General features: G+C 33.9%; 21 protein-coding genes. 8 read left to right on the top strand and 13 right to left on the bottom strand.

The window, feature by feature from the left end:
* Positions 1 to 44: 44 nt before the first annotated feature.
* From AC4FQ3_RS10255 to AC4FQ3_RS10265, 3 genes are all read left to right on the top strand, one after another.
* Positions 45 to 2,828 carry a TonB-dependent receptor gene (locus AC4FQ3_RS10255; protein WP_491181784.1) on the top strand — a complete coding sequence of 928 codons (2,784 nt, stop codon included), beginning with the start codon at positions 45 to 47 and terminating at the stop codon, positions 2,826 to 2,828.
* 105 nt (positions 2,829 to 2,933) lie between these two features.
* Complete coding sequence (locus tag AC4FQ3_RS10260) at positions 2,934 to 3,356, top strand: hypothetical protein (protein ID WP_042565485.1); 423 nt, start codon at positions 2,934 to 2,936, stop codon at positions 3,354 to 3,356.
* Between the two features lie 89 nt (positions 3,357 to 3,445).
* Positions 3,446 to 3,940: a septal ring lytic transglycosylase RlpA family protein gene (locus AC4FQ3_RS10265; RefSeq protein ID WP_073397457.1), complete on the top strand. Its 495-nt coding sequence runs from the start codon at positions 3,446 to 3,448 to the stop codon at positions 3,938 to 3,940.
* A 32-nt stretch (positions 3,941 to 3,972) separates the two neighbouring features.
* On the opposite strand, the gene AC4FQ3_RS10270 is transcribed toward AC4FQ3_RS10265, so the two are convergent.
* Positions 3,973 to 4,428: a DinB family protein gene (locus AC4FQ3_RS10270; protein ID WP_491181785.1), complete on the bottom strand. Its 456-nt coding sequence runs from the start codon at positions 4,426 to 4,428 to the stop codon at positions 3,973 to 3,975.
* Between the two features lie 77 nt (positions 4,429 to 4,505).
* Between AC4FQ3_RS10270 and AC4FQ3_RS10275 the strand changes: the two genes are divergently transcribed.
* The 5 genes from AC4FQ3_RS10275 to nadD all read left to right on the top strand — a co-directional run bounded on the left by AC4FQ3_RS10275 (position 4,506) and on the right by nadD (position 7,780).
* Entirely contained in the window at positions 4,506 to 4,859 is a 354-nt protein-coding gene (locus AC4FQ3_RS10275) for an arsenate reductase family protein (protein WP_302093901.1), read from the top strand.
* A gap of 349 nt (positions 4,860 to 5,208) precedes the next feature.
* Positions 5,209 to 6,069: a YicC/YloC family endoribonuclease gene (locus AC4FQ3_RS10280; RefSeq protein ID WP_042562914.1), complete on the top strand. Its 861-nt coding sequence runs from the start codon at positions 5,209 to 5,211 to the stop codon at positions 6,067 to 6,069.
* Between the two features lie 109 nt (positions 6,070 to 6,178).
* Complete coding sequence (gene gmk / locus AC4FQ3_RS10285) at positions 6,179 to 6,751, top strand: guanylate kinase (protein WP_073397451.1); 573 nt, start codon at positions 6,179 to 6,181, stop codon at positions 6,749 to 6,751.
* Between the two features lie 56 nt (positions 6,752 to 6,807).
* Positions 6,808 to 7,173: a four helix bundle protein gene (locus AC4FQ3_RS10290; RefSeq protein WP_052483496.1), complete on the top strand. Its 366-nt coding sequence runs from the start codon at positions 6,808 to 6,810 to the stop codon at positions 7,171 to 7,173.
* 25 nt (positions 7,174 to 7,198) lie between these two features.
* Positions 7,199 to 7,780: a nicotinate (nicotinamide) nucleotide adenylyltransferase gene (gene nadD, locus AC4FQ3_RS10295; RefSeq protein WP_463459492.1), complete on the top strand. Its 582-nt coding sequence runs from the start codon at positions 7,199 to 7,201 to the stop codon at positions 7,778 to 7,780.
* Between the two features lie 592 nt (positions 7,781 to 8,372).
* Here nadD and AC4FQ3_RS10300 read toward each other — a convergent pair.
* The 12 genes from AC4FQ3_RS10300 to AC4FQ3_RS10355 form a co-directional block, all read right to left on the bottom strand.
* Complete coding sequence (locus AC4FQ3_RS10300; protein ID WP_491181786.1) at positions 8,373 to 9,842, bottom strand: nicotinate phosphoribosyltransferase; 1,470 nt, start codon at positions 9,840 to 9,842, stop codon at positions 8,373 to 8,375.
* Between the two features lie 160 nt (positions 9,843 to 10,002).
* Positions 10,003 to 10,734 carry a metallophosphoesterase gene (locus AC4FQ3_RS10305; protein ID WP_491181787.1) on the bottom strand — a complete coding sequence of 244 codons (732 nt, stop codon included), beginning with the start codon at positions 10,732 to 10,734 and terminating at the stop codon, positions 10,003 to 10,005.
* 12 nt (positions 10,735 to 10,746) lie between these two features.
* Positions 10,747 to 11,586: an ADP-ribosylglycohydrolase family protein gene (locus AC4FQ3_RS10310; protein WP_491181788.1), complete on the bottom strand. Its 840-nt coding sequence runs from the start codon at positions 11,584 to 11,586 to the stop codon at positions 10,747 to 10,749.
* A 36-nt stretch (positions 11,587 to 11,622) separates the two neighbouring features.
* Positions 11,623 to 12,171 (bottom strand): RNA 2'-phosphotransferase, encoded by a 549-nt coding sequence (locus AC4FQ3_RS10315; RefSeq protein WP_491181789.1) that lies wholly within the window; start codon positions 12,169 to 12,171, stop codon positions 11,623 to 11,625.
* Entirely contained in the window at positions 12,164 to 12,811 is a 648-nt protein-coding gene (locus AC4FQ3_RS10320) for a DUF4291 domain-containing protein (protein ID WP_491181790.1), read from the bottom strand. The genes AC4FQ3_RS10315 and AC4FQ3_RS10320 overlap by 8 nt, the downstream gene beginning before the upstream one ends.
* 300 nt (positions 12,812 to 13,111) lie before the next feature.
* A complete protein-coding gene (locus AC4FQ3_RS10325; RefSeq protein ID WP_491181791.1) occupies positions 13,112 to 13,624 on the bottom strand; it encodes an O-acetyl-ADP-ribose deacetylase in 513 nt (170 codons plus the stop codon).
* 9 nt (positions 13,625 to 13,633) lie between these two features.
* Positions 13,634 to 14,161: a riboflavin biosynthesis intermediates N-glycosidase gene (ybiA, locus tag AC4FQ3_RS10330; protein WP_491181792.1), complete on the bottom strand. Its 528-nt coding sequence runs from the start codon at positions 14,159 to 14,161 to the stop codon at positions 13,634 to 13,636.
* An 8-nt stretch (positions 14,162 to 14,169) separates the two neighbouring features.
* Complete coding sequence (locus AC4FQ3_RS10335; protein WP_491181793.1) at positions 14,170 to 15,252, bottom strand: adenylosuccinate synthetase; 1,083 nt, start codon at positions 15,250 to 15,252, stop codon at positions 14,170 to 14,172.
* Between the two features lie 140 nt (positions 15,253 to 15,392).
* Entirely contained in the window at positions 15,393 to 16,262 is an 870-nt protein-coding gene (locus AC4FQ3_RS10340; RefSeq protein WP_491181794.1) for a hypothetical protein, read from the bottom strand.
* 2 nt (positions 16,263 to 16,264) lie between these two features.
* Positions 16,265 to 16,600: a hypothetical protein gene (locus AC4FQ3_RS10345; RefSeq protein WP_031455095.1), complete on the bottom strand. Its 336-nt coding sequence runs from the start codon at positions 16,598 to 16,600 to the stop codon at positions 16,265 to 16,267.
* A 108-nt stretch (positions 16,601 to 16,708) separates the two neighbouring features.
* On the bottom strand, positions 16,709 to 17,542 hold the full coding sequence (gene prs, locus AC4FQ3_RS10350; RefSeq protein WP_491181795.1) for a ribose-phosphate diphosphokinase: 834 nt from the start codon (positions 17,540 to 17,542) through the stop codon (positions 16,709 to 16,711).
* 236 nt (positions 17,543 to 17,778) lie between these two features.
* Entirely contained in the window at positions 17,779 to 23,199 is a 5,421-nt protein-coding gene (locus AC4FQ3_RS10355) for an AAA domain-containing protein (protein ID WP_491181796.1), read from the bottom strand.
* Position 23,200 lies beyond the last annotated feature (1 nt).

Raw genomic sequence — 23,200 nt, forward strand, 5'->3', positions numbered from 1 at the left:
TTTAATGTTATAATTTTGCCAAAAACAATAAACTAAATAAACAAATGAAGACAATGAAAAATTGGTTACTCACGGGACTATTGTTCATGATAGTTTCAACCGCATTTTCTCAAAACAAAATTACGGGTACTATTACCGATGGTGCTCTTTCTTTACCTGGTGCAAATGCAGCAGTTAAAGGATCTTCAGACGCTGGTTCAAGTGATTTTGATGGTAAATTTACGATTACAACTTCAGCTACATCTGGACAAGTTGTTGTTTCTTATCTTGGATATGAATCAAAAACAATTTCTTTTACTGTTGCAAATGGAGGAACTGTTAACTTAGGTGTTATTACTTTAAGCGCAAATTCAAATGAATTAAGCGAGATTGTTGTTAAAAGTAGCACAGTAGATATCGCAAAAGACAGAAAAACTCCTGTTGCGGTTTCAACTATTAAAGCAGCTGAAATTCAAGAGAAATTAGGTTCTCAGGAATTTCCTGAAATTCTTAAAAATACTCCTTCTGTGTATACTACAAAAGCAGGTGGTGGATTTGGAGACTCAAGAATAAGCATTCGTGGTTTTGACCAAAAAAATATCGCGGTTATGATTAACGGTATGCCAGTTAATGACATGGAAGGTGGAACTGTATACTGGAGTAACTGGGCAGGTTTATCTGATGTAACTTCTGCAATGCAGGTTCAAAGAGGTTTAGGATCTTCAAAATTAGCAATTGCTTCTGTTGGAGGAACAATTAACATTTTGACAAAAGCTTCTGATTTAAAAGAAGGAGGATCTGTTTCAACTTCATTTGGAAATGATAACTATATCAAATCACAAGTTTCTTATTCTACAGGAAAATTAAGCAGTGGTCTTTCTGCATCTGTTTTATACAGCCATACTCAAGGTGACGGTTATGTAGACGGAACAAAATTTAATGGAGATAATTACTACATTGGTCTTGGTTATGCTACTAAAGATAACAAACACGACTTTCAATTTACTTTTACTGGTGCACCTCAATGGCACAACCAAAGAACAAGTAATATTACTTTAGAAACGTACCAAAAATACGGAACTCCTACTGATCCAAATATTAAATACAACTCTGATTGGGGTCTTTTAAACGGAAAAGAATTTAATATTAGAAGAAATTACTACCACAAACCGGTAGCTTCTCTTAACTGGGATTACAAAATTAACGAAACTACTAAATTATCAACTATCGCATACGCTTCTTTCGGACGTGGTGGTGGAACTAATGGTACTGGTGGAATTCAAGGAAGTAACTACGCTAACGCTAAATTAAGAACTGCAGACGGATTAGTTGATTATGACAAAATCGTAGCATACAACTCTGGTCAACCAGTAACTCTTGCTGGTGCAACAACACCAATTACACGTACACCAAATGCTGCTGGTCAGTATCAAAATACGTCAAGTTCAGCAGGAACTGGAGCTGGTATTTCTCAAATTTCATCAATCAACTCTCATAACTGGTATGGTGCAATTATCAATTTAGATAAAAAACTAGGACAATACTTTACTTTAGATGCTGGTATTGATGTTAGAGGATACAAAGGTCTTCACTACCAAAACATCAACAACCTTTTAGGAGCTGACAATTATTTAGATAATTTTAATGTTAACAGCCCTAATAGAGTTTTAACTCAAACAAATTCTGTTTATCCTTCTTGGAATCCTTTCAAAAGTACAAGTGGAGAGGAAAAAATTAACTTCAACAATGATGGTGATGTAAACTGGTATGGTGCATTTACACAATTAGAATATTCTAATGATAATTTGACTGCATTTATTCAGGGAGCTATTTCTCAACAAGGTTTCAAAAGAGTAGATTATTTTAAATATGCATCTTCTGATCCATTATCTAGTACAGATTACGAAAACATCCTGGGAGGAAACGTAAAAGGAGGAGCTAACTACAACATTAACGAACACCACAATGTATTCGTTAACGCAGGTTACTATTCTAAACAACCTTTCTTTAACGCAGTTTATCCAGGAAATGCTTCAATTGTTAACCCACTTTTGACAAATGAAAAAATATTAGGTCTTGAGGCAGGATACGGATTCCGTTCAGGTATCTTTAATGCAAATGTTAACGTTTACCGTACATCTTGGAAAGATAGAAACTTAAGAATCACCGATACAAGAACAACAAATACTGGAGGTTATTTTGACTATACTGGAATTACAGAAGTGCATACAGGTATTGAACTTGAAGGTACTGCAAGAGTTATGGACAAGTTAAAAATTAACGCAATGTTCTCTATGGGAGATTGGGAATATGAAGGAGAAGCAAACGCTACTACTTATGACAACCAAAATAATGTAGTTGAAAGCGCATTATTATATCTTGACAAAGTAAAAGTTGGTGACGCTGCACAATTAACAGCTTCTTTAGGTGCTACATATGAAGTGCTTACAAGATTGAACGTTGATGCAACTTATAACTATAATGAAAAATTATATGCTTTCTTAAATCCAAACAGTTTTACGGCTGCTGATAATAAAGGAGCTTTAGAGTTACCTTCTTATGGATTAGTAGATGCAGGTATTTCATACAAATGGTTAGTTGGAAGAACAAAAGCAAACTCTGTTAACTTTAGACTAAACGTAAACAACTTGTTTGACACGGTTTATATTGCTGAATCAAAAACAAACAATTTTGCTAGTGATAATCTTCCTGTTGCAGCTGGTCAGCCAGCCGGATCAAATGGAACTTATGCTTCAAATGGTTTAGTTTACAGAGGAATTGCAACTAATAACGCAGTATTCTTCGGTTTCGGTAGAACTTGGAACTTTAGCTTACGTTACGATTTCTAATATTTAGAATCTAAATAAATATCAAAAACGGCATTGACTTTTAAGTTCAATGCCGTTTTTTTATACCCTTTTTTGTTATATTTGTTTCAATCAAAAAAACAATTTATGTATTATTTTCTACAAAAATTTCACTCTGGCTGGGCATATTTAGCTTTGCTTCTTTTATTAATTGCCGTTGTAAATGCTATCATCGGATTAACTTCAAAAAAAGAATTTACTGGTAAAGATCGCAAAATTGCCTTATTTGCTTTAATTGGAACTCATACTCAATTATTAATCGGTTTGATCCTTTATTTTGTGTCTCCTTTGGGAAAAGCTGCTTTCGGACAAATGTCTAACGCAGAACTTCGATTAACTTCATTAGAACATCCTCTAATTAATATTATAGCTATCATTCTAATCACAATTGGATGGTCTAAACATAAAAAACTAATTAATAGCGAAGCAAAATTTAAAACATTTGCTATTTTTTACGGTTTAGGATTATTGCTTATTTTAAGTAGAATCCCCTGGAATCTGTGGTTTTAAAAACCATCAACTAAAGCCCTAAAATTAGGGCTTTTTTTATCTCGGCATATTATTTGTACAAAGTCCCCAAGTCTGAAAAACAATAACCCATGAGAATTAAAAAAAACATTACCCTCTCTCTATTTGCAGTTACATTTTTAAGTTGTTTTACTACTATAACGAGTCAAAACAAAACAGCGGTAGAACCTCCTAAAATTATTCAGGACACAGTAAAAATTGGAAAATTATCGGTCCCGCCGTTAGAAAGTGATTCTATATTTACCGACAATGGTTTAAAATTAAAACCTTACAAAAAAAATGCACACGCTTCTTATTACGCTGATAAATTTACCGGAAGAAAAACAGCAAACGGAAGCAGGTTTGACAATAACAAATACACTGCGGCCCATAAAAAACTTCCATTTGGTACCAGAATAAAAGTAACCAATGAAGCAAACGGGAAATTTGTAATTGTAAAAATTACCGATCGTGGTCCGTTTGTAAAAACACGTGAATTAGACCTCTCAAAAAGAGCTTTTATGGAAATAACAAAAAGCAAAGGTGCAGGTGCAATGAAAGTGACAATAGAAAGAATAATAGAATAATAAAAAAGTCCCAATTATGGGACTTTTTTTATTTAGACAAACTTTCGAATACTCATTATGATTCCGGTATGAATTCCTTCATGGTAATTCACAAAGTCTAATGCGTCCTGAACATTTGTGAGTTCAAAACCCATACTTGTCATATAGGTCGTATAGTTTTGAAAAATGCCATCCTTAACATCTTTTTCAGTTTTATCTAAAGTTGAAAAAAGTAATGCTCTGATTTCATCAACTTCTGATTGTGATACGTCACCTTCTGGTTTTGTTCCTTTTTTATATTTATCAATGAATTCATCAGAAACCAGCGTTGGCAAACCTGATAATTTATAGACTAAAACTTGTTGTGAAGAAATACAATGCGCCACATTCCAAATTAAATTATTACTATATCCTGCCGGAATTTTATTTAATTGTTCCAATGAATGATTATCCAAAATCTTCAGGAGAATTTCGCGAATGGTTTTCTGTACTTTAAAAACTGAACTCATATTTATATTTTTTTTATAAAATTAGTCATTTTTATATTTCAAATGGATTTTCTTTGTATTCTAATAAATCAGAAATCATGAACAAAATATATTACTTAGCTTCTTGCGATACGTGCCGAAAAATCATTAAAAGTTTACCAAAAGACAATAATCTGGTTTTTCACGATATTAAACAAAATCCGATTACAGAAGCTGAACTGGAAGAAATGTATCAACTTGCGGGAAGCTACGAGGCTTTATTCAGCAAAAAAGCACAGTTATACAAATCGATGGATTTGAAAAACAAGAATTTGACTGAAGCTGATTTTAAAAAATACATTCTGGAACATTATACTTTTATCAGCCGTCCGGTTTTTATTATTGATGAAAAAATTTATATTGGCAATACACAACCTGTGACATTACAGGTAATGAAGGCTTTAGAAAAATAATAACTCTAAAATTTGTAAGAATTCGGGGTTGCGTTAGGGATAGAAGCGGAAATCCTTTTTTTGAGCTTTTTCTGCTCAAAAAAAGATTGGGAGCGGATAGCCCGACCGAAGGGAACGCCCAAAAAACAATCTTAGCTCTAAAAAGTTAGCCACGAATTTACACGAATTAAAATTTTTAATTAATCGAAAAAATCAATAAATTCATTTTTGCTAATTCGCAAAGATTTAAACAATAGTAATTAGTGAAAATTCGTGAGATTCGTAGCAAACAAACTGTTTTAACAGATTAACGAATTAAAACCCAAGACTGCAAAGTTTTATTTATCTTTGCGCCTTTATACTCAATTATATGATACAATCTATGACAGGGTTTGGCAAAGCTTCTTTGCAATTGCCTACAAAAAAAATTACCGTCGAAGTAAAATCCTTAAATAGTAAAGGTTTAGATTTAAACGTAAGAATGCCCTCGCTTTACCGCGAAATGGAACTAGGTTTAAGAACTCAGATTTCTACCAAACTTGAAAGAGGAAAAATTGATTTTGCAATCTATATCGAAAGTACTGCTGAACAAACTTCGACAAAAGTAAACGTTCCTGTTGTTAAAAATTATATCGCTCAACTAAGAGAAGTATATCCTGCTGCAGATGAAACGGAATTAATGAAAATGGCGATTCGTATGCCGGACACCTTAAAAACCGAGCGCGAAGAAATCGACGAAAACGACTGGGAACAAATTCAGGTTATTATCGAAGAAGCGCTGCAAAATATCCTAACTTTTAGAAAAGACGAAGGTGAATCTCTTGAAAAAGAATTCAACCTAAGAATTGGAAATATTCGTCAATATATGACAGATGCTTTAGAGCTTGATCCGGAACGCGTTCAGGCAATAAAAGACCGTTTGCAAACTGCCATCTCAGAATTGAAAGTTAATGTTGATGAAAATCGTTTTGAACAAGAATTGATTTACTATTTAGAAAAACTGGATATTACAGAAGAAAAAGTTCGTTTAACGAACCATTTAGATTATTTCTTAGAAACTATAAAAGGTAAAGAAGCAAATGGTAGAAAATTAGGCTTTATTACTCAGGAAATGGGTCGTGAGATTAATACAATGGGTTCAAAATCAAATCACGCTCAAATGCAAAAATTGGTTGTGATGATGAAAGATGAATTGGAGAAGATTAAGGAACAGGTTTTGAATGTGTTGTAAAAGCTGTAGGCTTTAAGCTATAGGCTATAAGCAAAAAACACAGCAAACTAAAGCTTAAAGCGTACAGCCTAAAGCTTAAAGCATAAATTAAAGCCTAAAGCATAAATTAATGAACAAAGGAAAATTAATTGTTTTTTCAGCACCATCTGGATCAGGAAAAACAACTATAGTAAAACATTTACTCGGGAAAGAGGATTTAAATTTAGAATTTTCGATCTCAGCGGCTTCACGCGACCCTCGCGGAGAAGAAGAACACGGAAAAGATTATTATTTTATTTCGCTGGAAGAATTCAAAAAACACATTAAAGCCGAAAACTTCCTGGAATGGGAAGAAGTATATCGCGATAATTTTTACGGTACTTTAAAAGCGGAAATTGAGCGTATTTGGGCTTTAGGAAAAAATGTGATTTTTGATATTGATGTTGCCGGCGGATTGCGTATTAAACACAAATTCCCGGAACAAACCTTAGCCGTTTTTGTAAAACCACCAAGTGTTGACGAACTAAAACGTAGATTGAAAGAGCGTTCTACCGAAAGTGACGACAAAATCAACATGCGTATTGCAAAAGCTTCGGTTGAATTGGCAACAGCTCCACAATTTGATACAATCATTAAAAATTACGATTTAGATACTGCGAAAGAAGAAGCTTATCAGTTAGTGAAAGCTTTTGTTTCCAAATAGTAATTAGTCGTTAGTTGTTAGTCCTTAGTCTGTGAGGAAATTAAATTAAGATTTACATGAGTGGTATTAAATCGTACAAAGAGTTATTCATTTGGCAAAAAGGAATCAAAATAGTTGTTCTGGTTTATAAACTCACAAAGAGCTTTCCTAAAGAAGAAATTTACGCCTTAACAAGTCAATTAAAAAGGGCGAGCGTATCCATTCCTTCAAATATAGCAGAAGGTTTTGGACGCCAAACCGATAAATCATTTAACCATTTTTTGAATATTTCCAGAGGGTCTCTGAATGAAATAGAAACACAATTAATTATTGCAAAAGAATTAGAATTTATTTCTGATGATAATCTATTTAACGAGATTATGTTTTTGATTGAAGAAGAAAGCAAAATGATAAATGCCTTTTCTAAAAACCTTAAAGACTAAGGACTAATAACTAAGTACTCTAAAAATGAAAATAGGTCTTTATTTCGGAACATATAATCCCATTCATGTTGGTCATATGATTATTGCCAATCACATGGCTGAGTTTGCCGATTTAGATCAGATTTGGATGGTCGTTACGCCTCATAATCCGTTAAAAAAGAAAGCAACTTTATTAGACGATCATCAGCGTTTGCAAATGGTTTTTCTGGCCACAGAAGATTATCCAAAAATTAAACCTTCGGATATTGAGTTCAAATTACCTCAGCCGAATTATACGGTAAATACGTTGGTTCATTTGCAGGAAAAATATCCAACTCATGAATTTTCTCTAATAATGGGTGAAGACAATCTAAAAACGCTTCATAAATGGAAAAACTATGAAGTGATTCTGGAACATTATGATATTTATGTTTATCCGAGAATTTCTGAAGAACCTGAAAATACTGAACTAAAATCGCATCCAAAAGTGCATGTTATCGATGCGCCAATTGTAGAGATTTCTTCTACTTTTATTCGAAACAGCATTAAAGAAGGAAAAAATATTCAGCCGCTTTTACCGCCAAAAGTTTGGGAATATATAGATCATAATAATTTTTATAAGAAGTAAAAAAAGCTGTCTGGAAATAATCAGACAGCTTTTTTATTTTAAAGTTCATTATCTCTCGTAATCTTGTCATTTTGACGTAAGGAGAAATCTCCGCAAGTAACTCCGTAACGAGAATCAATCCTTGTCGAGCTTCTCGCGGAGATTCCTCGTGCCTCGGAATGACAATGTTGGGGTTACTGTGCGCTCAAGGGATTAAAATCCCTTGCTACAAAATAAATCATTCCTTTGGAATTTCATAAAGAGTTCGGGAGGAACGGATTATATTGTAGGGATGGATTTCAATCCATTCTACACATGCAAAATCGCCAATCTTTGTCGAGTTACTTGCGAAGATTTATCGTCCCTCGAAATGACAAACTGGTGTACAAAAAAAGCCTGAATTATAAAAATTCAGGCTTTCGTTTTTAATATTGAATAGCTCCAGCGGAGCTCAATATTTATAGCCAACAATAAGCGTTCGATCCAGAGCTCCATCGGAGCGACATTTTGGTAACCAAATATATCACCCCGATGGGGTTTACTTCTCGCAATCTCTAAAATCCTATAAATATGTCGTCCCTTTGGGATTATTCTAAATCATAATTAAACTTTTTTATGCTTCAACATTAACGGCACTTTTTACCCTCGCTCTAATATCACTCAAAGACTGATCTACTAAAAGTTTTCCATCTCTGAAAACTTCTTTCAATTCGCCTTGTTTTTCTTCTTCCCACGAAACATTATCGGTTAATTGGTACACACCATCAACTAAATCAATTTTCATTAATCCTTTAGCCGATTTTTTAGTCCCGTCATCAGTAATTGGATTTTTGAAGATAGCTCTTCCTTCTCCGTCAACTTCACCGTAAGTTGCTTTCATGGCAAAACCGAAAGTATCTCTGGTGTTATATTGATAGGTAAAAGAACCAATTCCTAAAACAACGTTTGTAGAGGCAAATCCTTTTTCTTTTAATCTTTCTGCAATTTGAGTTGCTCTTGCTACCGTAATACTATCGCCGTAAATAGCTCCAATTTGCGGAATAAGCTCTTTATATCCTTTTGCATTGGTTGTTCCTCCAAAAACATCCCAAAGCAGTTCAATTACTCCTTTCTTTTCTTGTTCTGTTTTTCCGTTCGGATTTCCGCAGATAATATCAACCGGATCTCCACTATCTGGTCGAATCACTACTTTACCTTCTCTGGCAATAATATCTTCTTTTAAACGAGGTAAATAATCGGTTAGCACTTTCCATAAATCCCAAGTATCAGAAACGATAGAAACAATTCCTTTTGGATAAACCTCAGTCACTAATCTTTTAAACGTTTCGCACTCGCCTTCAGTAGTTCCCATACACATTACAGAATGCTCTGTTGCTGCCACTGAACCTGCGATTAATTCTTTATCTGAATTGGCATTGTAATAATCTTCGAAGAAATCAATTACAGGAATAGTATCTGATCCTGTAAAACTCAATAAGTGACCGGCTGCAGAAGTTATCGCCGCTTCGATTCCGCCCATACCTCTCATAGAGAAATCGTGTGCCTGCCAATCTACAAATTCAGGAACAGAAGAAGTTTCGTCAGCGTATTTGTCTAATACTTTTCTGTATTCTTTGGCAATTGTAGCAGAGTTACAAGGAAGCCAGATTACCGCAGAAAGTAACGTTTCGAAATAATTTGTCAGCCAGAAAAATTCCGGAATCGTATTGTACATCGTAAACATTGGCACTCTCAAAGGCACACTTGATCCTTCCGGCAAGGCTTTAAAAACCATCGGAATATATCCTAAATCGTGTAAATCTTCGATATGTTTTGTTCCAACCTGGTTTTCGCCCAAATAATTATTGATTCGGCGTGCGTATTTTTTAACGACTTCTTCTTTTGGCTGTTTGAAAAAATCAGCATCAAAATCGTGAATAATATATTTTTTAATGAAATATTGTAATCCAAAAAACACCACCTCATCAAGACCTTCAATTCTTGATTTTCTTGGTGTCCAGTTAGAATATACTAATGTTGTTTTATCCGGGTATTGTCTTCTGTGGTCAACTTTGTAACCGTCTGTTAATAATAGTGGGTTCATATATTTTAGTTATTTAAATTCTCGTAAATTTTGGGTTTCACAGAGATTCACAAAGTTTATCACAGAGACTCGCAAAGTTTTAATTTTCTTTGTGCTGTTTTGTGTTTTCTCTTCGCGTGTCTTTGTGTAATTATTCTTTGTCCTCAATCCTATTTCAAAACTACTTATTTCTTCCTTTTTCATTTATATAAAATGTCTGCACAACATCGCTTTGCCAAAATACTTTTGTTTCTATATCAATACAACTTAATTTTCCATAAAAACCTGCGCCAGTATCAATATTCCAGACATTACAACCTTGCATTGGAATTTCAATATTATAATGAAGTGTTGGCGTATGGCCGATATAAATTTCATTATAAAGCAATAATCTTTTAGGATAAGAAAGCGAATCTTTTTGAATTCTCTTATCCATCGTTAAAGCCATTTCCCAAAGTGTTCTGTCCCAGGAAAAATTGCTTACGTAATGTTCTTTTTCCGGACCATGCATCGATGAAAAACCAGCGTGAATAAACAAATTATTATGCTCATCTACAAAATAATCTTTCATATTTGCAAAAAATTCAAGATGTTTCTCTTTTTCCAAAGAATCAATGTTCTGATAACTTTCTATAGTTGATTTTCCGCCATGCAGATACCAAATATCATTTACAACATCTTTTTTCAACCATTCATGGCACCAAACATCATGATTTCCGCGTATAAAAATGCATTCTCGTTTTTGAGATAACTCGATCAAAAAACCAACAACTTGTGCAGATTCACTCCAGCCATCAACATAATCTCCAAGAAAAATAAGTCTGTCATTTTCTTCTACGGCAACTTTTTCAAGTAATTGAATTAAAGCTTTTAAACCGCCGTGAATATCCCCAAAAACTAATGTTCGTTTCATATATTGGCTTAATTACTTAAACTTATTCAATAGGTCCAAATCTAATTTAGTCAAAAAGTCTTTCCCAAACTTATCGTTTTCTAACTCTTCATACAAAAACGAAGGCAGCACTTTCTCGCAATTTTGTTTGTGACTCAAAATCGCCATGCACAAAGCGGCAACAGTATCTGTATCTCCACCATAACCGATGCTTGTTTTTAAACAATCTTTCATTGATGTTGCTTCAGAAACGATTTTTATAACCGCTTGCGTGGTTGGATATCCGTGCATATCAATTGGCGAAGTGATTCTATAATTCTCATTTTCTTTTAAAGTTTCATTTAGAAACTCAATCAAAGTCGATCCATCACCCAAATTATACTTAAAATAATGAACTGCCAAAGCAATACGTTTCGCACAACTTATTCCTTCAACCGTAAGATGAGAAGTTTTTGCCTGAATTTCGCAGAACTCCATCAATTGCTCTATATTTTTTAAGTAGCCAATAGAATAGGCTCTCATAGCTGAGCCGTTTCCGTTACTTCCGTTATTGATTATTTTGATGAAATCAGCTCCATTTTTACTGGCATCTAAGGCATTGTAAACCCGGTCTGAATATCCTCGTCTTTTATCTCTGTGAAATACTTCGACAAACTTATCGGCAACTTTTACCTCGTTCCAATTGTCATCTTCTAATAACAATTCTGAAATTGCAATTGCCATTTGCGTATCGTCTGTATATCTTTTGTAAATTTCAGTGTAAAGTCCGTGTTTATGATATTGAGTCAGATCGTTGTTTTGAGAAATAAAATCTAAATCTCGAAATTCAAAACCTGCACCGTATGCGTCGCCTATTGCTGCTTCTAGTATCATAGCTATTGTTTTTGGTTGTTAATTTGGGGATTCTGTTTATGATTTAAATTCTATGTATTTCGCCGGAACCTCATCTGTCAACCAAACATTATTTTCAGACAAATAAAATTTAAATCCATCTTTATGCATTTCGCCGCTTCTAATGGTCAAAATTTGAGCAGCTCCTCTTCGGCTGCCTACTTTTATTGCCGTTTCAAGATCTTTTGAAAGATGCACATGCTGACGGCTCATTTTTTGCAAACCTTCTTTTTTAATGCTTTCCAAAAACTTTGCAACAGTTCCGTGATATAAATATTCCGAAGGTTCTGTTTCTGCTAAATCTAATTCAACGGAAATGGAATGTCCCTGACTTGCTCTGATTTTTGTTTTATCTTCATTAAAAGCAAAACGTTTTTTATCATTATTTTCTACTACATAATCCAAAAGTTCTGAATTTAATGTTTTTCCTTTCTTATTACATTTTGTAATCAATTCCTCAACATCTGCCCAACCGTTTTCGTCTAATTTTAATCCAATCTTTTCTGGTGAGTGTCTAAGTATCAAACTCAGGAACTTACTCACATCTTTTGTTATTTTCTCATTCATGATTTCCAGAGATTTTTAATTTTTTATTCAGTTCCTCATCTTTAAAAAGGAAAGGTTTTTCAGCAGGAACCATCAGTTTTTCTAATTCTTTATTCTGAACAAATTCGTATTGTTCTTTTACAAATTCAGAAATATCTTCGATCAACACTATGTCTTCTTTTGCAAAAGACTTTATAAAATCTTCTCGTAAACCAATCTGAATCGCTCTTCGCTCCAACTTATTCCCATACGGATCATGATCTGGATCCCATTGTAATCTTACAGAAGATGTTTTTACACTTTCTTTCCATTCTTCCTGACTCATTTCGAGTGAAGGGCTGTAAGACGAATAAACCGCATTTTGTAAATATGTATTGAATGCCGAAATTTTAAGGTGAATCGCCAAAACGACTTCTTGCCCTTCTTTTGTTCCCCAACCGTTTCTGTACATCATCCACAGAAAATTTGGTTTGATCCATGTCATTCTGTCCAGACTAAATGCTCCGCCAAAATATTGGTTTTTTGCAGCAAATTCGCCAATTTCTTTTCGGTACGATTGATACACTATTATTTCTTCCTCGTCATATTGAGCCATAATGTGATAGCCTGATTTTGGCCATTCTACAATTTGCTCATCGTATTTTTTTAATTCTATTTTCATTTTGTATTGTACACAATATCTTCATTGTGTTATTTTTAATTTTAATTATCTGAGTTAGATTGTAAAATGCAAATCCCAGAGGGATGCTATATTTATAGAAAGTTTAATTTATTTCAAACGAACCCCATCGGGGTGGCATATTTTTGAATTTAAAATACAAGAAGATGTATCGCTCCGCTGGAGCTTTTCATAAATACATATCTATTTTGCTATAAATATTATGCTCCGATGGAGCTTATAATAATCAAAATCTATCCATCTTTTTTAAAATTCTAAAGAACAATCTAACTCATTTTTTATCTATTTTTCTAATAAATCATTGTAGATTTTATAACTCTCATCATCAAAGCAAACAAATATCACTTTTTCTATTTCTGAAATTTTATCAAAATTTAGAACTGTTTTTATAGCAATTTCTCCTGCTTTATCTTTTGGAAAATGATAAATTCCTGTGCTAATACCAGGAAAAGCTATCGTTTTAATGTTATTTTCAACAGCCAGTTCTAAACTGTTCTGATAACAAGCAGCAAGTAAATTCTTTTTTTCTTCTTTATCTCCATTCCAAACCGGACCAACAGTATGAATTACATATTTAGAAGGCAAATTACCCGCCGTTGTAATAACCGCTTCTCCAACTTTACATCCGCCTTGTTTGTTTCGAATCTGGATGCACTCGTCTAAAATTACTTTTCCGCCTTTTCTGTGAATGGCACCGTCAACTCCACCTCCGCCAAGCAAAGAAGTATTGGCTGCGTTTACAATTGCATCAACATGGATTTCAGTAATGTCAGCTTTGAGAATTTCTACTTCCATAATTCTAACTTATTCTAATTCATCCCTAACTTCCATCAAAGCAAAACCCAGCAAATTCAAGCCTTTCCATTTCTTCGGATTCATAACATCTTTGTGGTCACCAGCCATTCCTATTCCCCAAATGGCATCAACGGGACTTGCTTCTACAATAACCCTGTCTTTTGTGTTTAGTAAAAAAGTTTTTAACTCCGGATTTTGACTGAATTTATGATAATTCCCTTCTTTTACAATATCAAATCTGGCGGCTAACCAAAGCGTTTCATTATAATTCTTCACTTCGCGACCTAACTTTTTAGCTTCCGCAGGAGAATTGGCTTTAATGATTTTTTCTAAAACTACATTGTCCTTAAACAATTCGGCTTTTTTGGCCATCATCCAATGTTCAGCCGTTTTGTAAATCACTTTATCGACTTCAAAAGAACTTAACCACCATTGACTAAAACAGGTTTTCGAAATACTTCCGTCTTTATTGGGCTGATGTCCCCAGAAAAACAAAAACTTATTTTCCGAATCTATATTTTCTATATTATATTTCATTTTTTCTTTTATTGAAACAAAGAAGTTATCTGTTTGAAATCTTTAGAATCGGGTGAAAATGATCCATAAATATCCTTAAACTCTGTTGTTAAATTTTCGAATTCGTAATCTTGTTCTAGCTGATCCATGCAGGTTACAACCAAATTTCTTTTTGCATTTAAACTATAAGCTGCATCCAACTTTAAACTATAATTTAAAAGATCATAATCTAATTCGCCTGTTCGAAATTCTCTTTGAAAATCATTGTAAACACAGGTTTCTTCTTCGTTGTTTTTTAATTTTAATTCTCTTTCATTTGCCATCCAGCCGCTTCCATGTCGGGTTGAATAACTTCTCGTAACATAATAAACCTCAACATCCTCTATTTTTAATTTCTGGCAGATTTCAACTGCATTTTTTGAAGTTGTATTCGCATACGTTACATTAGGAAAAACACCATGATCCATGTCGAGTAAAATCCCCTGGCTTCCTTCAAAGATCAGATTCTCATACTTTTCTAAAAAACTGTAATCGCTGATATTCCATTTTATTTGATCAATGATTTCCAAGTAATGATCGACTTCTGCATCGATTTCACTTTCATTTAAAAAACCGTAGTAATAAGCGATTTTTTGCAATTTCTCTAAAAGCATTTGTCTTGGCGCGATTAAATCTATGGCGTACAATTTGTACTGACCTTCATTTCTTTTCATTGTGGCCCCAACACCTTTTCCACAAGTTCCGTGATCCAGATTTCTCACGTTATTTCGGTTTTGCCAAACATCAAACGGAGTTGTTATTTTGGCTAATGGATGAATATGAAGTTCAACATTGCCGCCTTTTGCTTCCAGTTCTTCTTTTTCATTGAATAAAAAAACCGGATGAATCGTGCAATGTTCGCCATAATAAGAAGGCAAACCGCGAAGTGCTCCGCTGGCAAAACTCGAATGAACGTGTTTTTTACCGTCAATCATTACGGTATGTGCCGCTTGCTGTCCGCCTGAAAACCGAATAACTATAGATTCAGGATTTTGCTTCGCCAGAAAATCTGTTGTAATTCCTTTCCCTTCATCACCAAATCCTAAACCTATAACTATTTGAGCTGTTTTCATTTTGTAAAATATTTTTTAAGTTCTTTCAACTTAAATTTTAGAAAAAACTTTGCGTCTTCGCGACTTTGCGAGCAAATTTCACGCTAGTATTAAAAAAACTTAAAATAATAATCTCGCAAAGACGCAGAGGCGCAAAGTTTTTAAAGCATTTCTATATTATCTAAACCTGTATTGTTTGTATCAGAAACTGGTATTGTTCCTAAACCAGAATTTTTATGTTTATCACAAATGATTTTCTTGATTACATTCGGGATTTCTTTGTGATCTTCGATAGACAAACAATTTTGTCCCAGTAATTCTTTCCATGCTACATTTGCTCTTACGGCCTGATCAGAATGTAAAACGCTGATATGATACACTTCGTAGCGTTTTTGTGCCTCTTTTAATAATTCAAGAGACGTATATGTTTGCTGTCCAGAACCCATAATTTCTTTTATGGCAGATGCCGGAAGTGTTGGTAAATTTGGCTCGTCACCAACAGTAAACAACAATCCTTTTTGACCTCTTTTTTCGAAAGCATCGGTTTTGGTATGAAAAGCGGCAAAATACCACGCCAAAAGATAACTTTCTCCAGCGTTTCCTCCGCCTCCACCTTCGATATACGTTCTCGTTAACCACATATCCAATTCTTCATCTCCAGATTCAAATTGTCCAACCTGCAACGGAAATCTGTCGCATTCGTGATCTCCAATTCCTAAAAACAAAAGTGCCGGATCCGGAACGCCGCCCTGAATGATTCCGCCCATTAATTTCGGAAGTCCATCCTTAATCAATTCATGCGGAATATGTCCCATACTTCCCGTAACATCCAATCCTAAAATAATTGGAACTGTGTTTGGGTGAACTTCTGAATCTCTGGCTTCTCTAAACGTAATGCCGTTCGGGTTCATAGATTCATGTGCCATATGCAATGAATTTTGCGTGAAAATTTCACTTGCTGATTTTTTTCCGTAACCTGCTGCTTCGGCTCTGCTCAAACGAGCGCCTAAATCGTATCTTGTACCTCCCATGATTAAAATGTTTTACCAAATAAATATTCAAATCTCTTTTTTGTCACTTCAAACTGAATATTTAAATTTCTGATTGTTAATGATAATTCCATATCTTTTTGCACAAACGCTTCCGGTTGAAAGTCGGCAAAAGTCAAACTATTCTTGTCAAGCGGACTAATATCGATAAGGCCTTCCTGCTCTCTTTCGAGTCTTTTTATTTTAAGTTCGATATCTTCAACTCGTCGTCTGTATATTAATTCAGAATCTTCACCAATGGTTTTGGCTCTGTCTTCTCTTATCTGATCATTGTTTCTTTTTAAAGACTCAATAAATCTTGGTTTTAAATCATCGCTCATAATTTCTAGTTGTTTGGTTATAGTTTTTTGTTTGGGGTTTTCTTTGTTTCAGGTTTCAAGTTTCAAGCTGCTTTGGATAACTTGAAACCTGAAACTTAAAACTCTTATTTAGACCAATTGATCTAATTTAATAACTTGAACACTTTCGCCTTCGAAGTCTTTTACTGAATTCGTTGTAAATATTTTGTCGAAACAATCTAAAACTTCAAAACCTTTGTTGAAGATTCCGTGGCTTACGGCTAAGTATAATTTTCCGGCATTTTTGTTTTTTAATTCTTCTGCTAAGCCAACAAAAGTTCCGCCGCCGTCGCAAATGTCATCTACAATTAAACAATCGATTCCGTTTAAGTCATCTTCGTACACTTTAAAACCAGATAATTTTCCGGTTTTCACATCACGGCTTTTACTGCATTCTACAACATCAACGCCGCCTAAAAATTCAGACACTTTGTAGATTTTCTTCAAAGCGCCACCGTCCGGAGAAATCAATTTTACGTTTTCTCCAATTATATTTAAAACTTCTTTGATGAAAGTATGATTCGGAATCACTTCGCAATTGTTTACCAATGCCGGAGTAACCTCAGAGTGCGCATCAAAAACAAAAACTTTATTCAATTGAAGTCCGTTGATGATATCTGCATACACTTTTACAGAAAGAGATTCTCCTTTTATCATAACACGATCTTGTCTTGCAGCCGGAAAATACGGAATAAACAAATCGATAACTTTAACATCCATTCTACGCAAAGCATCTACTGTGATACACAATAAACCCAAATCGTTGAATGAATTTAATCGGTGTGTAATTGTTACTTTCTGATTATGATCAAAATCCGGATTGATTTTAATATGTGGTTCTCCGCCAGAAAATGTAAAACTTTGAAATTTGATTTCTTCCTGATTCGTTACAGGAGTGAATTTTGGGTCTAAATTTAGTATCATAGTTTTTTAGTTTGCGTTAATTATACGCAAATATAGATTTAATTATTTAATAAACAATTTTATTTTGTGTAAAATTTACGCAAACATGTTTTTTTATTTTCTAAACATAATTTAACATTCTTTAAAACACTTATAATCAAAGATTAAAAGGTTTTTTTTTGAACCATTAAGAGATTAAGAAAAATTAAGATATGCTGCTTAATAAACTTAATATCTTAATGGTAAAAAAATATATGTTAATTACCATCCGCAGATTCTTTAAAGTATTCCTTGGCTACTTTTTGGGCAATTAGTTTTCGTTTTTCTTTTAAGGCTTTATCCTCGCTGTCAAAGGCTTTTACCATTTTTTGGCCTTTGGTTCCTACTCTGCCGTATTGAACAATTATCGTATTGCCTTCTGTACAAATTTCCCAAAACTTATTACTTCCGTTTGAGGTATTCAGGTATCTTTCAAAATTAGTATTCGCGTTAGTTACTGATTCAGGATTATTTTCTGAGGCATTATTTTCGATTTCGATAGTCGTTTCTTCCATTTCTACATCATCAAAAAACGACTGATTGTGCAACGCTGCCCCAATCATTTTTAAAACTCTTGGTTTGTTTTCAATCCAGTCTTTCGAATAAATCTGGCAAACCGTCCAGCCGTTGGCTTTCAGGATTTCCGGTCTCAAAAGATATTGTTCCAAAATATCGTTATTCGCATAATGAAGATCATCGTCAATCATAATTCCTAAAACAAACTCTTCATCTTCTGCCGCTTTCTTGATTCCTAAATGGCATTTAAATTTACTTTGCCCAATATTTTGTGTAGCGAAGTAGCCCATTTTCTCCACTTCTGCCTGAATTTGATTGGCGATTAAACTCGACGTTTCAATTTTGTTTTTACTATTTATCGAATTCAGAACATTATTTGCCGCTTCCAATTGTCCCAAACTAATCAATTCAGCATATTGAAGGTATTTTCTAAAGTAATTTGCACCTTCGTTGTATTCGTTTTTAATGTCGGTATATTTTATAGAACTCACGACGCACATACTTTTCTTGGCTCTGGAGAAAATTACGTTCAAGCGTTTTTCTCCGCCGCGCTTGTTGATTGGTCCAAAATTCATCAGCATTTTTCCCGTTGGGTTATAACCGTAACACGTACTCATAATAATAATGTCGCGTTCGTCTCCCTGCACATTTTCGAGGTTTTTCACAAAAAGCCCAACAAACTGATTGTTTTCAATACGTTTGTATTCTTCTTCAATCAGGTTTTCAAAAACTTTATCTTCGATACAAATATTTTCGATTGCCGTTTCGATTTCGTTTTGCTGTTCCATCGAAAAAGCAACAATCCCAATACTTTGTTCTTTATTCTGAATTAAAAGTTCGCGAACCATATTGGCAATATATTGCGCTTCCAAAGTATTGGAGCGTGCATTATAAACTCCTTTTTGAATATAATGATAGGATATTGGTTTAGAAAACAAATGATCCAGATTGTTTTTCGCCTCTTTTACATCATTCACAACAATCGCTTCGCCCACTTTGCTGTGATCTTTTAAATCCGGTATGGTCAACAATTTACTATCGTAGAATGAAGCATTCGAAAAACCAATCAAAGCTTCATGTTTACTACGGTAATGCCAGCCCAACATAATCGACGGAAATTTGCGCGCGCCCTGTGTCAGGAAACTATCGGCATCTAAAGAGAAATAATCATCATCATCCTCTGTGGCGTCCGTCCATAAATCGTCCTGATTTCCAGAGGAACTTCCGAAGAAATTACTTGGCGGCATTTGCATTTCATCTCCAACGATAATGGTTTGTTTGGCTCGATATATTGGCACAAGTCCTTCTTCGAGCGTAATCTGACTCGCTTCATCAAAAATGACAACATCAAAATAGTTTTCATCAACCGGTAAAGTATCTGAAACGCTCAACGGACTCATTAACCAAACGGGTTTTATTTCTCGGATAATCTGTCCGGAATCTGAAGACGCCAATTCGCGAATCGATTTAAATCGAATGCTTTTGCTGAATTCATTTTCCAGAATTTTTCTTCCTTCAGTAATCGATCTTTTGCTTTCTTTTTGTTCCGATGTCATTCCGGAAACCGACATTTCAGACGTTAAAATCAGTTCTTTTAAATTGCTGACTTGTTTTGCAATGATGTATTTTCCGTTGAGTTCTAATAAATCAGCATACATTCTTTTTACTTTTTCGATAGAAGTATGCAGCAAATCCATGTTGAATTTTTTATGCGTGTAATTAATCGCATAATATTTTTCTAACGATCTTTCTGCCAAAGTAATTTTTAAATGATCGAGCGGAATTTTAGTTCCTTTCAATAATTGAATAACCGATGGATTTACGTCTTGTATTTCATCAAAAAAAGAAGCGTACAAGTCAAAATAAGCTTTCTTGGTATTGATCGCTGTAATTTCGTTTTCAATGGTCGATAAACTTAAATTCTCATAGTTTTCGATACTGTCGCACAAAGACGAATTTACTTTTAAAAACAGATTCTTAATTTCCGAAACTTCTTTTCTTTCTTCTGCATTCAGGTTTTTGGCAAAATCCAGAATCGTGGCATCTAATTCTTTTTTAAGCGTTTCGGTATGGTATTTTAATTCGAATAAATCGCCAAGATTGTAATTACTTTCAAAATCACTTTTTAAAGTATTGAATTTCTCTTCAAGCTCAAATTGTGCAATATAATTTTCTAAAACAACAGACAAACTTGGTTTTACAGCATGTTTATTGAGATCATAAACGGCAAGAATTTCATTTTTTGTCTTTTTAAAATCAGAACTTATAAAATTAAAAAAGCTGTTTTCATTTTTTCTGATGATTTCCAAAGCCGTTTTAGCTTCGGTTTCAGATATTGTGTTGGTCCAATACGGATATTGTTTTGCCAGTTTTTCGATATCAGATCGTAACTTCAATAAAGTCTGAACATCTTTTTCCAGCGATCTAAAAAGTGCGCTGTTTGGCTCTAATAATTCCGGCACATTATTATCAAAATAAATAAAAGTCCCAATTGCTTTTCGAAGGAATTTATGAATCTCAAAAAACGTATCAATTTTTGGCGGAATCGAAACAAAATCCAGTCGTTCTGAAATATTTTCTAATAATTCCTGACTGTTTTCTAAGTCCTTTTTTAAATCCGAAATATGCTGGTATTTACGAAACGCATCCATTTTTAAAAAGCGGAACGGATGCACAGAGAAAAACTCAGACTGATTGGTTTCGAGATTTATCGCAAATAATTTCTCGAATAATTCGTGGTTTTTGTTCCAGTCTTCTAATCCTGCTCTGTCGTCGAGCGTGTTTAAATTGTCTAATAATGCTTTGTGTGAATTCGAAATCAAAACATCAAAAATCGATTTGATCGTAAGATTGGTTTCAGCATCAATTCGGGCATTCATAAATTCATGAAAAATTGCCACTTTATTAATTTCAGCATCAATTTTCTCAACGAGTTTATTTCGCGTTTTTGCTATGGCTTCAAAATTATTTTTGGAAGCTGTAAAGTCATTGAAAGTTTGTTTCAGATCAAAAATAAACTCTTTTTTATCGGCCTGCGAATCATGAATTAAACAGCATAAATCGTCTAATCCCTGATTCTTAAGTCGGTAAAAAACGACATCAAGTGCCGCGCGTTTTTCGCAAACGAATAAAACCTTTTTATCATTGGCCACATAATTGGCAATTAAATTGGCAATGGTTTGCGATTTTCCTGTTCCCGGCGGACCTTGTATAATATAGCTTTCTCCAGATTCTGAATATTTTACGGCATTGTTTTGCGTAGGATCGCTCGCCACAACATTAAATGTTTTGGTAAAACTGTTTCCGGATTCTATTTCATTCTTAAAATCTTTTTGTGCCAATGAATTAAACAAACTCTTGAAAACATTATTCTCAACGTCATTTTCTATCACCTGATTGTAATCGCGAACCAGAGACATTTTTTTATAATTAAAATTGCCTAAAATTAAATTGCACGTATCAAATTCCCAACGAAAAGGATTTACGTCGCCTTCATCAAGCTGATAAAATTCTCTTTCGATGGTTTTATTTTCATTAAAAAAATGAGGATTCTGTTTGATGTCGCTGTTAATCAGATATTCCAGAGATGAAGCCTGTTTGAAAACATAATTTCGAAACAACTCTAAACCATAAGGCTGATAATTTTCGGGTTTATAAGAATAATTCAGGCTTCTTTGATCCTGAATCGCTTCTCGTTTTTTTGAGCGTTTATTAAACTGCGTCAGGATTTGTTTTGCCTGCGAATGAATCAGTTTTATTTTTGGTTTCTCAATATAATCCAGAACAATTCCCGAACCATTTTTCTCGACTTGAATTCTTAATAATTCATAGATTTCTTCAATTTTAGTTTCCGAAAGCTGAATTCTTTCAGGCAAACGAATATCATATAAATCTTTTAGCATATTGGCCAAAACAGGGTTTATCTCCACTTCAGAATCCAGAAATTCCAGTGTATAATCGTCTTTTACGCCTTTTTTCTTTGTTAGCGTAACCGATGCCAAAAGCAAAGGCGAAACTATTTTTTCTGAACTATCTTCTTTGGTATTGAACCAATTAAGGTTGCACAAAACAAGTTTTAATTGACTAAATCCGTATTCGTTAATGTCTTTATTGGCTTCTAAACGAATTTTATCGAGCGTGGGAACGATATACGTATTGTCTTGAAATTCTAAATATTTGTTGAGCGAAATCGTACTGGTATTGCTGATTTTTTTAGAGATTTCAGCATTCCAGTAAAAAATAGCATTGGGATCGATATTCTCATAATTCAACGCTTGCGGAACAGACGAAACGGTAAGATTCAGGAATTTTAAATTTGGCTGAAAATACAAAAGCCGATTTCGTTTGCTGTTATCAAATAATCGGTTTCTAAGTTTCTCGTGAATAAACTGATTTTTATTCTGAACTTTTGCGTCGATTAAATGTGATAAATCATATTCGGTTTCAGGATTATAATCTCTGTAATTCTGGAGTTTTTCTACAATTTCGTTTAAATCCTTCCAACGATTTTCACGATTCAATTCCGTCATTCCCAAAATAATATTGGCAATTGCAGGATTTATTTTGCTGTTCAGGAAGTACATTTTCTTGCGATATTCTACAAAACGTTTTACATCTTCAATATCTGTAAAATCAAATTGCAAAGCGATACTCGCCAGAATCATTCCCAAAACAAAAATATCTGTCAACGGATCATGATGGTCAAACTCAAATTCGAAAGAGCTGTAATCTTTTACATAAACCGGTTTTTTAGAATCTTCTAAATCATCTTCAGAAACACTTTTATCACTGTATTCTCTTTTTACATTTTCTCCAATTTCGGTTGTATTAAAATGTTCGCCAGAAATTTCAAAAGCTCTGCTTCTACTTTTAAAGAATGCCGAAATTACTTTCGAATTATCTTGTATTTCGAAAACATTATCCAAAATATGAAAATGTTGATTTTCGATATAAATCGTCGAAATATCCTGCAGCGATGCCACTTTTCCCTGATTATGAATAGTTGCAACTGTTTTTAACAAAGGCATTATTATGGCAATAATATCATCGTTGGCAAATACTCCTTTTTGAAAGTTTTCGGTAATAAATTGATAAAAAGCGGATTCCTTAATGGGTGTAATCATC

The organism is Flavobacterium sp. AK-345, from assembly GCF_058310175.1.

Coding starts and splice junctions, on each gene's coding strand:
- AC4FQ3_RS10255 (WP_491181784.1), top strand. CDS start 45: ATGAAGACAATGAAAAATTGGTTACTCACGGGACTATTGTTCATGATA.
- AC4FQ3_RS10260 (WP_042565485.1), top strand. CDS start 2,934: ATGTATTATTTTCTACAAAAATTTCACTCTGGCTGGGCATATTTAGCT.
- AC4FQ3_RS10265 (WP_073397457.1), top strand. CDS start 3,446: ATGAGAATTAAAAAAAACATTACCCTCTCTCTATTTGCAGTTACATTT.
- AC4FQ3_RS10270 (WP_491181785.1), bottom strand. CDS start 4,428: ATGAGTTCAGTTTTTAAAGTACAGAAAACCATTCGCGAAATTCTCCTG.
- AC4FQ3_RS10275 (WP_302093901.1), top strand. CDS start 4,506: ATGAACAAAATATATTACTTAGCTTCTTGCGATACGTGCCGAAAAATC.
- AC4FQ3_RS10280 (WP_042562914.1), top strand. CDS start 5,209: ATGATACAATCTATGACAGGGTTTGGCAAAGCTTCTTTGCAATTGCCT.
- gmk (WP_073397451.1), top strand. CDS start 6,179: ATGAACAAAGGAAAATTAATTGTTTTTTCAGCACCATCTGGATCAGGA.
- AC4FQ3_RS10290 (WP_052483496.1), top strand. CDS start 6,808: ATGAGTGGTATTAAATCGTACAAAGAGTTATTCATTTGGCAAAAAGGA.
- nadD (WP_463459492.1), top strand. CDS start 7,199: ATGAAAATAGGTCTTTATTTCGGAACATATAATCCCATTCATGTTGGT.
- AC4FQ3_RS10300 (WP_491181786.1), bottom strand. CDS start 9,842: ATGAACCCACTATTATTAACAGACGGTTACAAAGTTGACCACAGAAGA.
- AC4FQ3_RS10305 (WP_491181787.1), bottom strand. CDS start 10,734: ATGAAACGAACATTAGTTTTTGGGGATATTCACGGCGGTTTAAAAGCT.
- AC4FQ3_RS10310 (WP_491181788.1), bottom strand. CDS start 11,586: ATGATACTAGAAGCAGCAATAGGCGACGCATACGGTGCAGGTTTTGAA.
- AC4FQ3_RS10315 (WP_491181789.1), bottom strand. CDS start 12,171: ATGAATGAGAAAATAACAAAAGATGTGAGTAAGTTCCTGAGTTTGATA.
- AC4FQ3_RS10320 (WP_491181790.1), bottom strand. CDS start 12,811: ATGAAAATAGAATTAAAAAAATACGATGAGCAAATTGTAGAATGGCCA.
- AC4FQ3_RS10325 (WP_491181791.1), bottom strand. CDS start 13,624: ATGGAAGTAGAAATTCTCAAAGCTGACATTACTGAAATCCATGTTGAT.
- ybiA (WP_491181792.1), bottom strand. CDS start 14,161: ATGAAATATAATATAGAAAATATAGATTCGGAAAATAAGTTTTTGTTT.
- AC4FQ3_RS10335 (WP_491181793.1), bottom strand. CDS start 15,252: ATGAAAACAGCTCAAATAGTTATAGGTTTAGGATTTGGTGATGAAGGG.
- AC4FQ3_RS10340 (WP_491181794.1), bottom strand. CDS start 16,262: ATGGGAGGTACAAGATACGATTTAGGCGCTCGTTTGAGCAGAGCCGAA.
- AC4FQ3_RS10345 (WP_031455095.1), bottom strand. CDS start 16,600: ATGAGCGATGATTTAAAACCAAGATTTATTGAGTCTTTAAAAAGAAAC.
- prs (WP_491181795.1), bottom strand. CDS start 17,542: ATGATACTAAATTTAGACCCAAAATTCACTCCTGTAACGAATCAGGAA.
- AC4FQ3_RS10355 (WP_491181796.1), bottom strand. CDS start 23,199: ATGATTACACCCATTAAGGAATCCGCTTTTTATCAATTTATTACCGAA.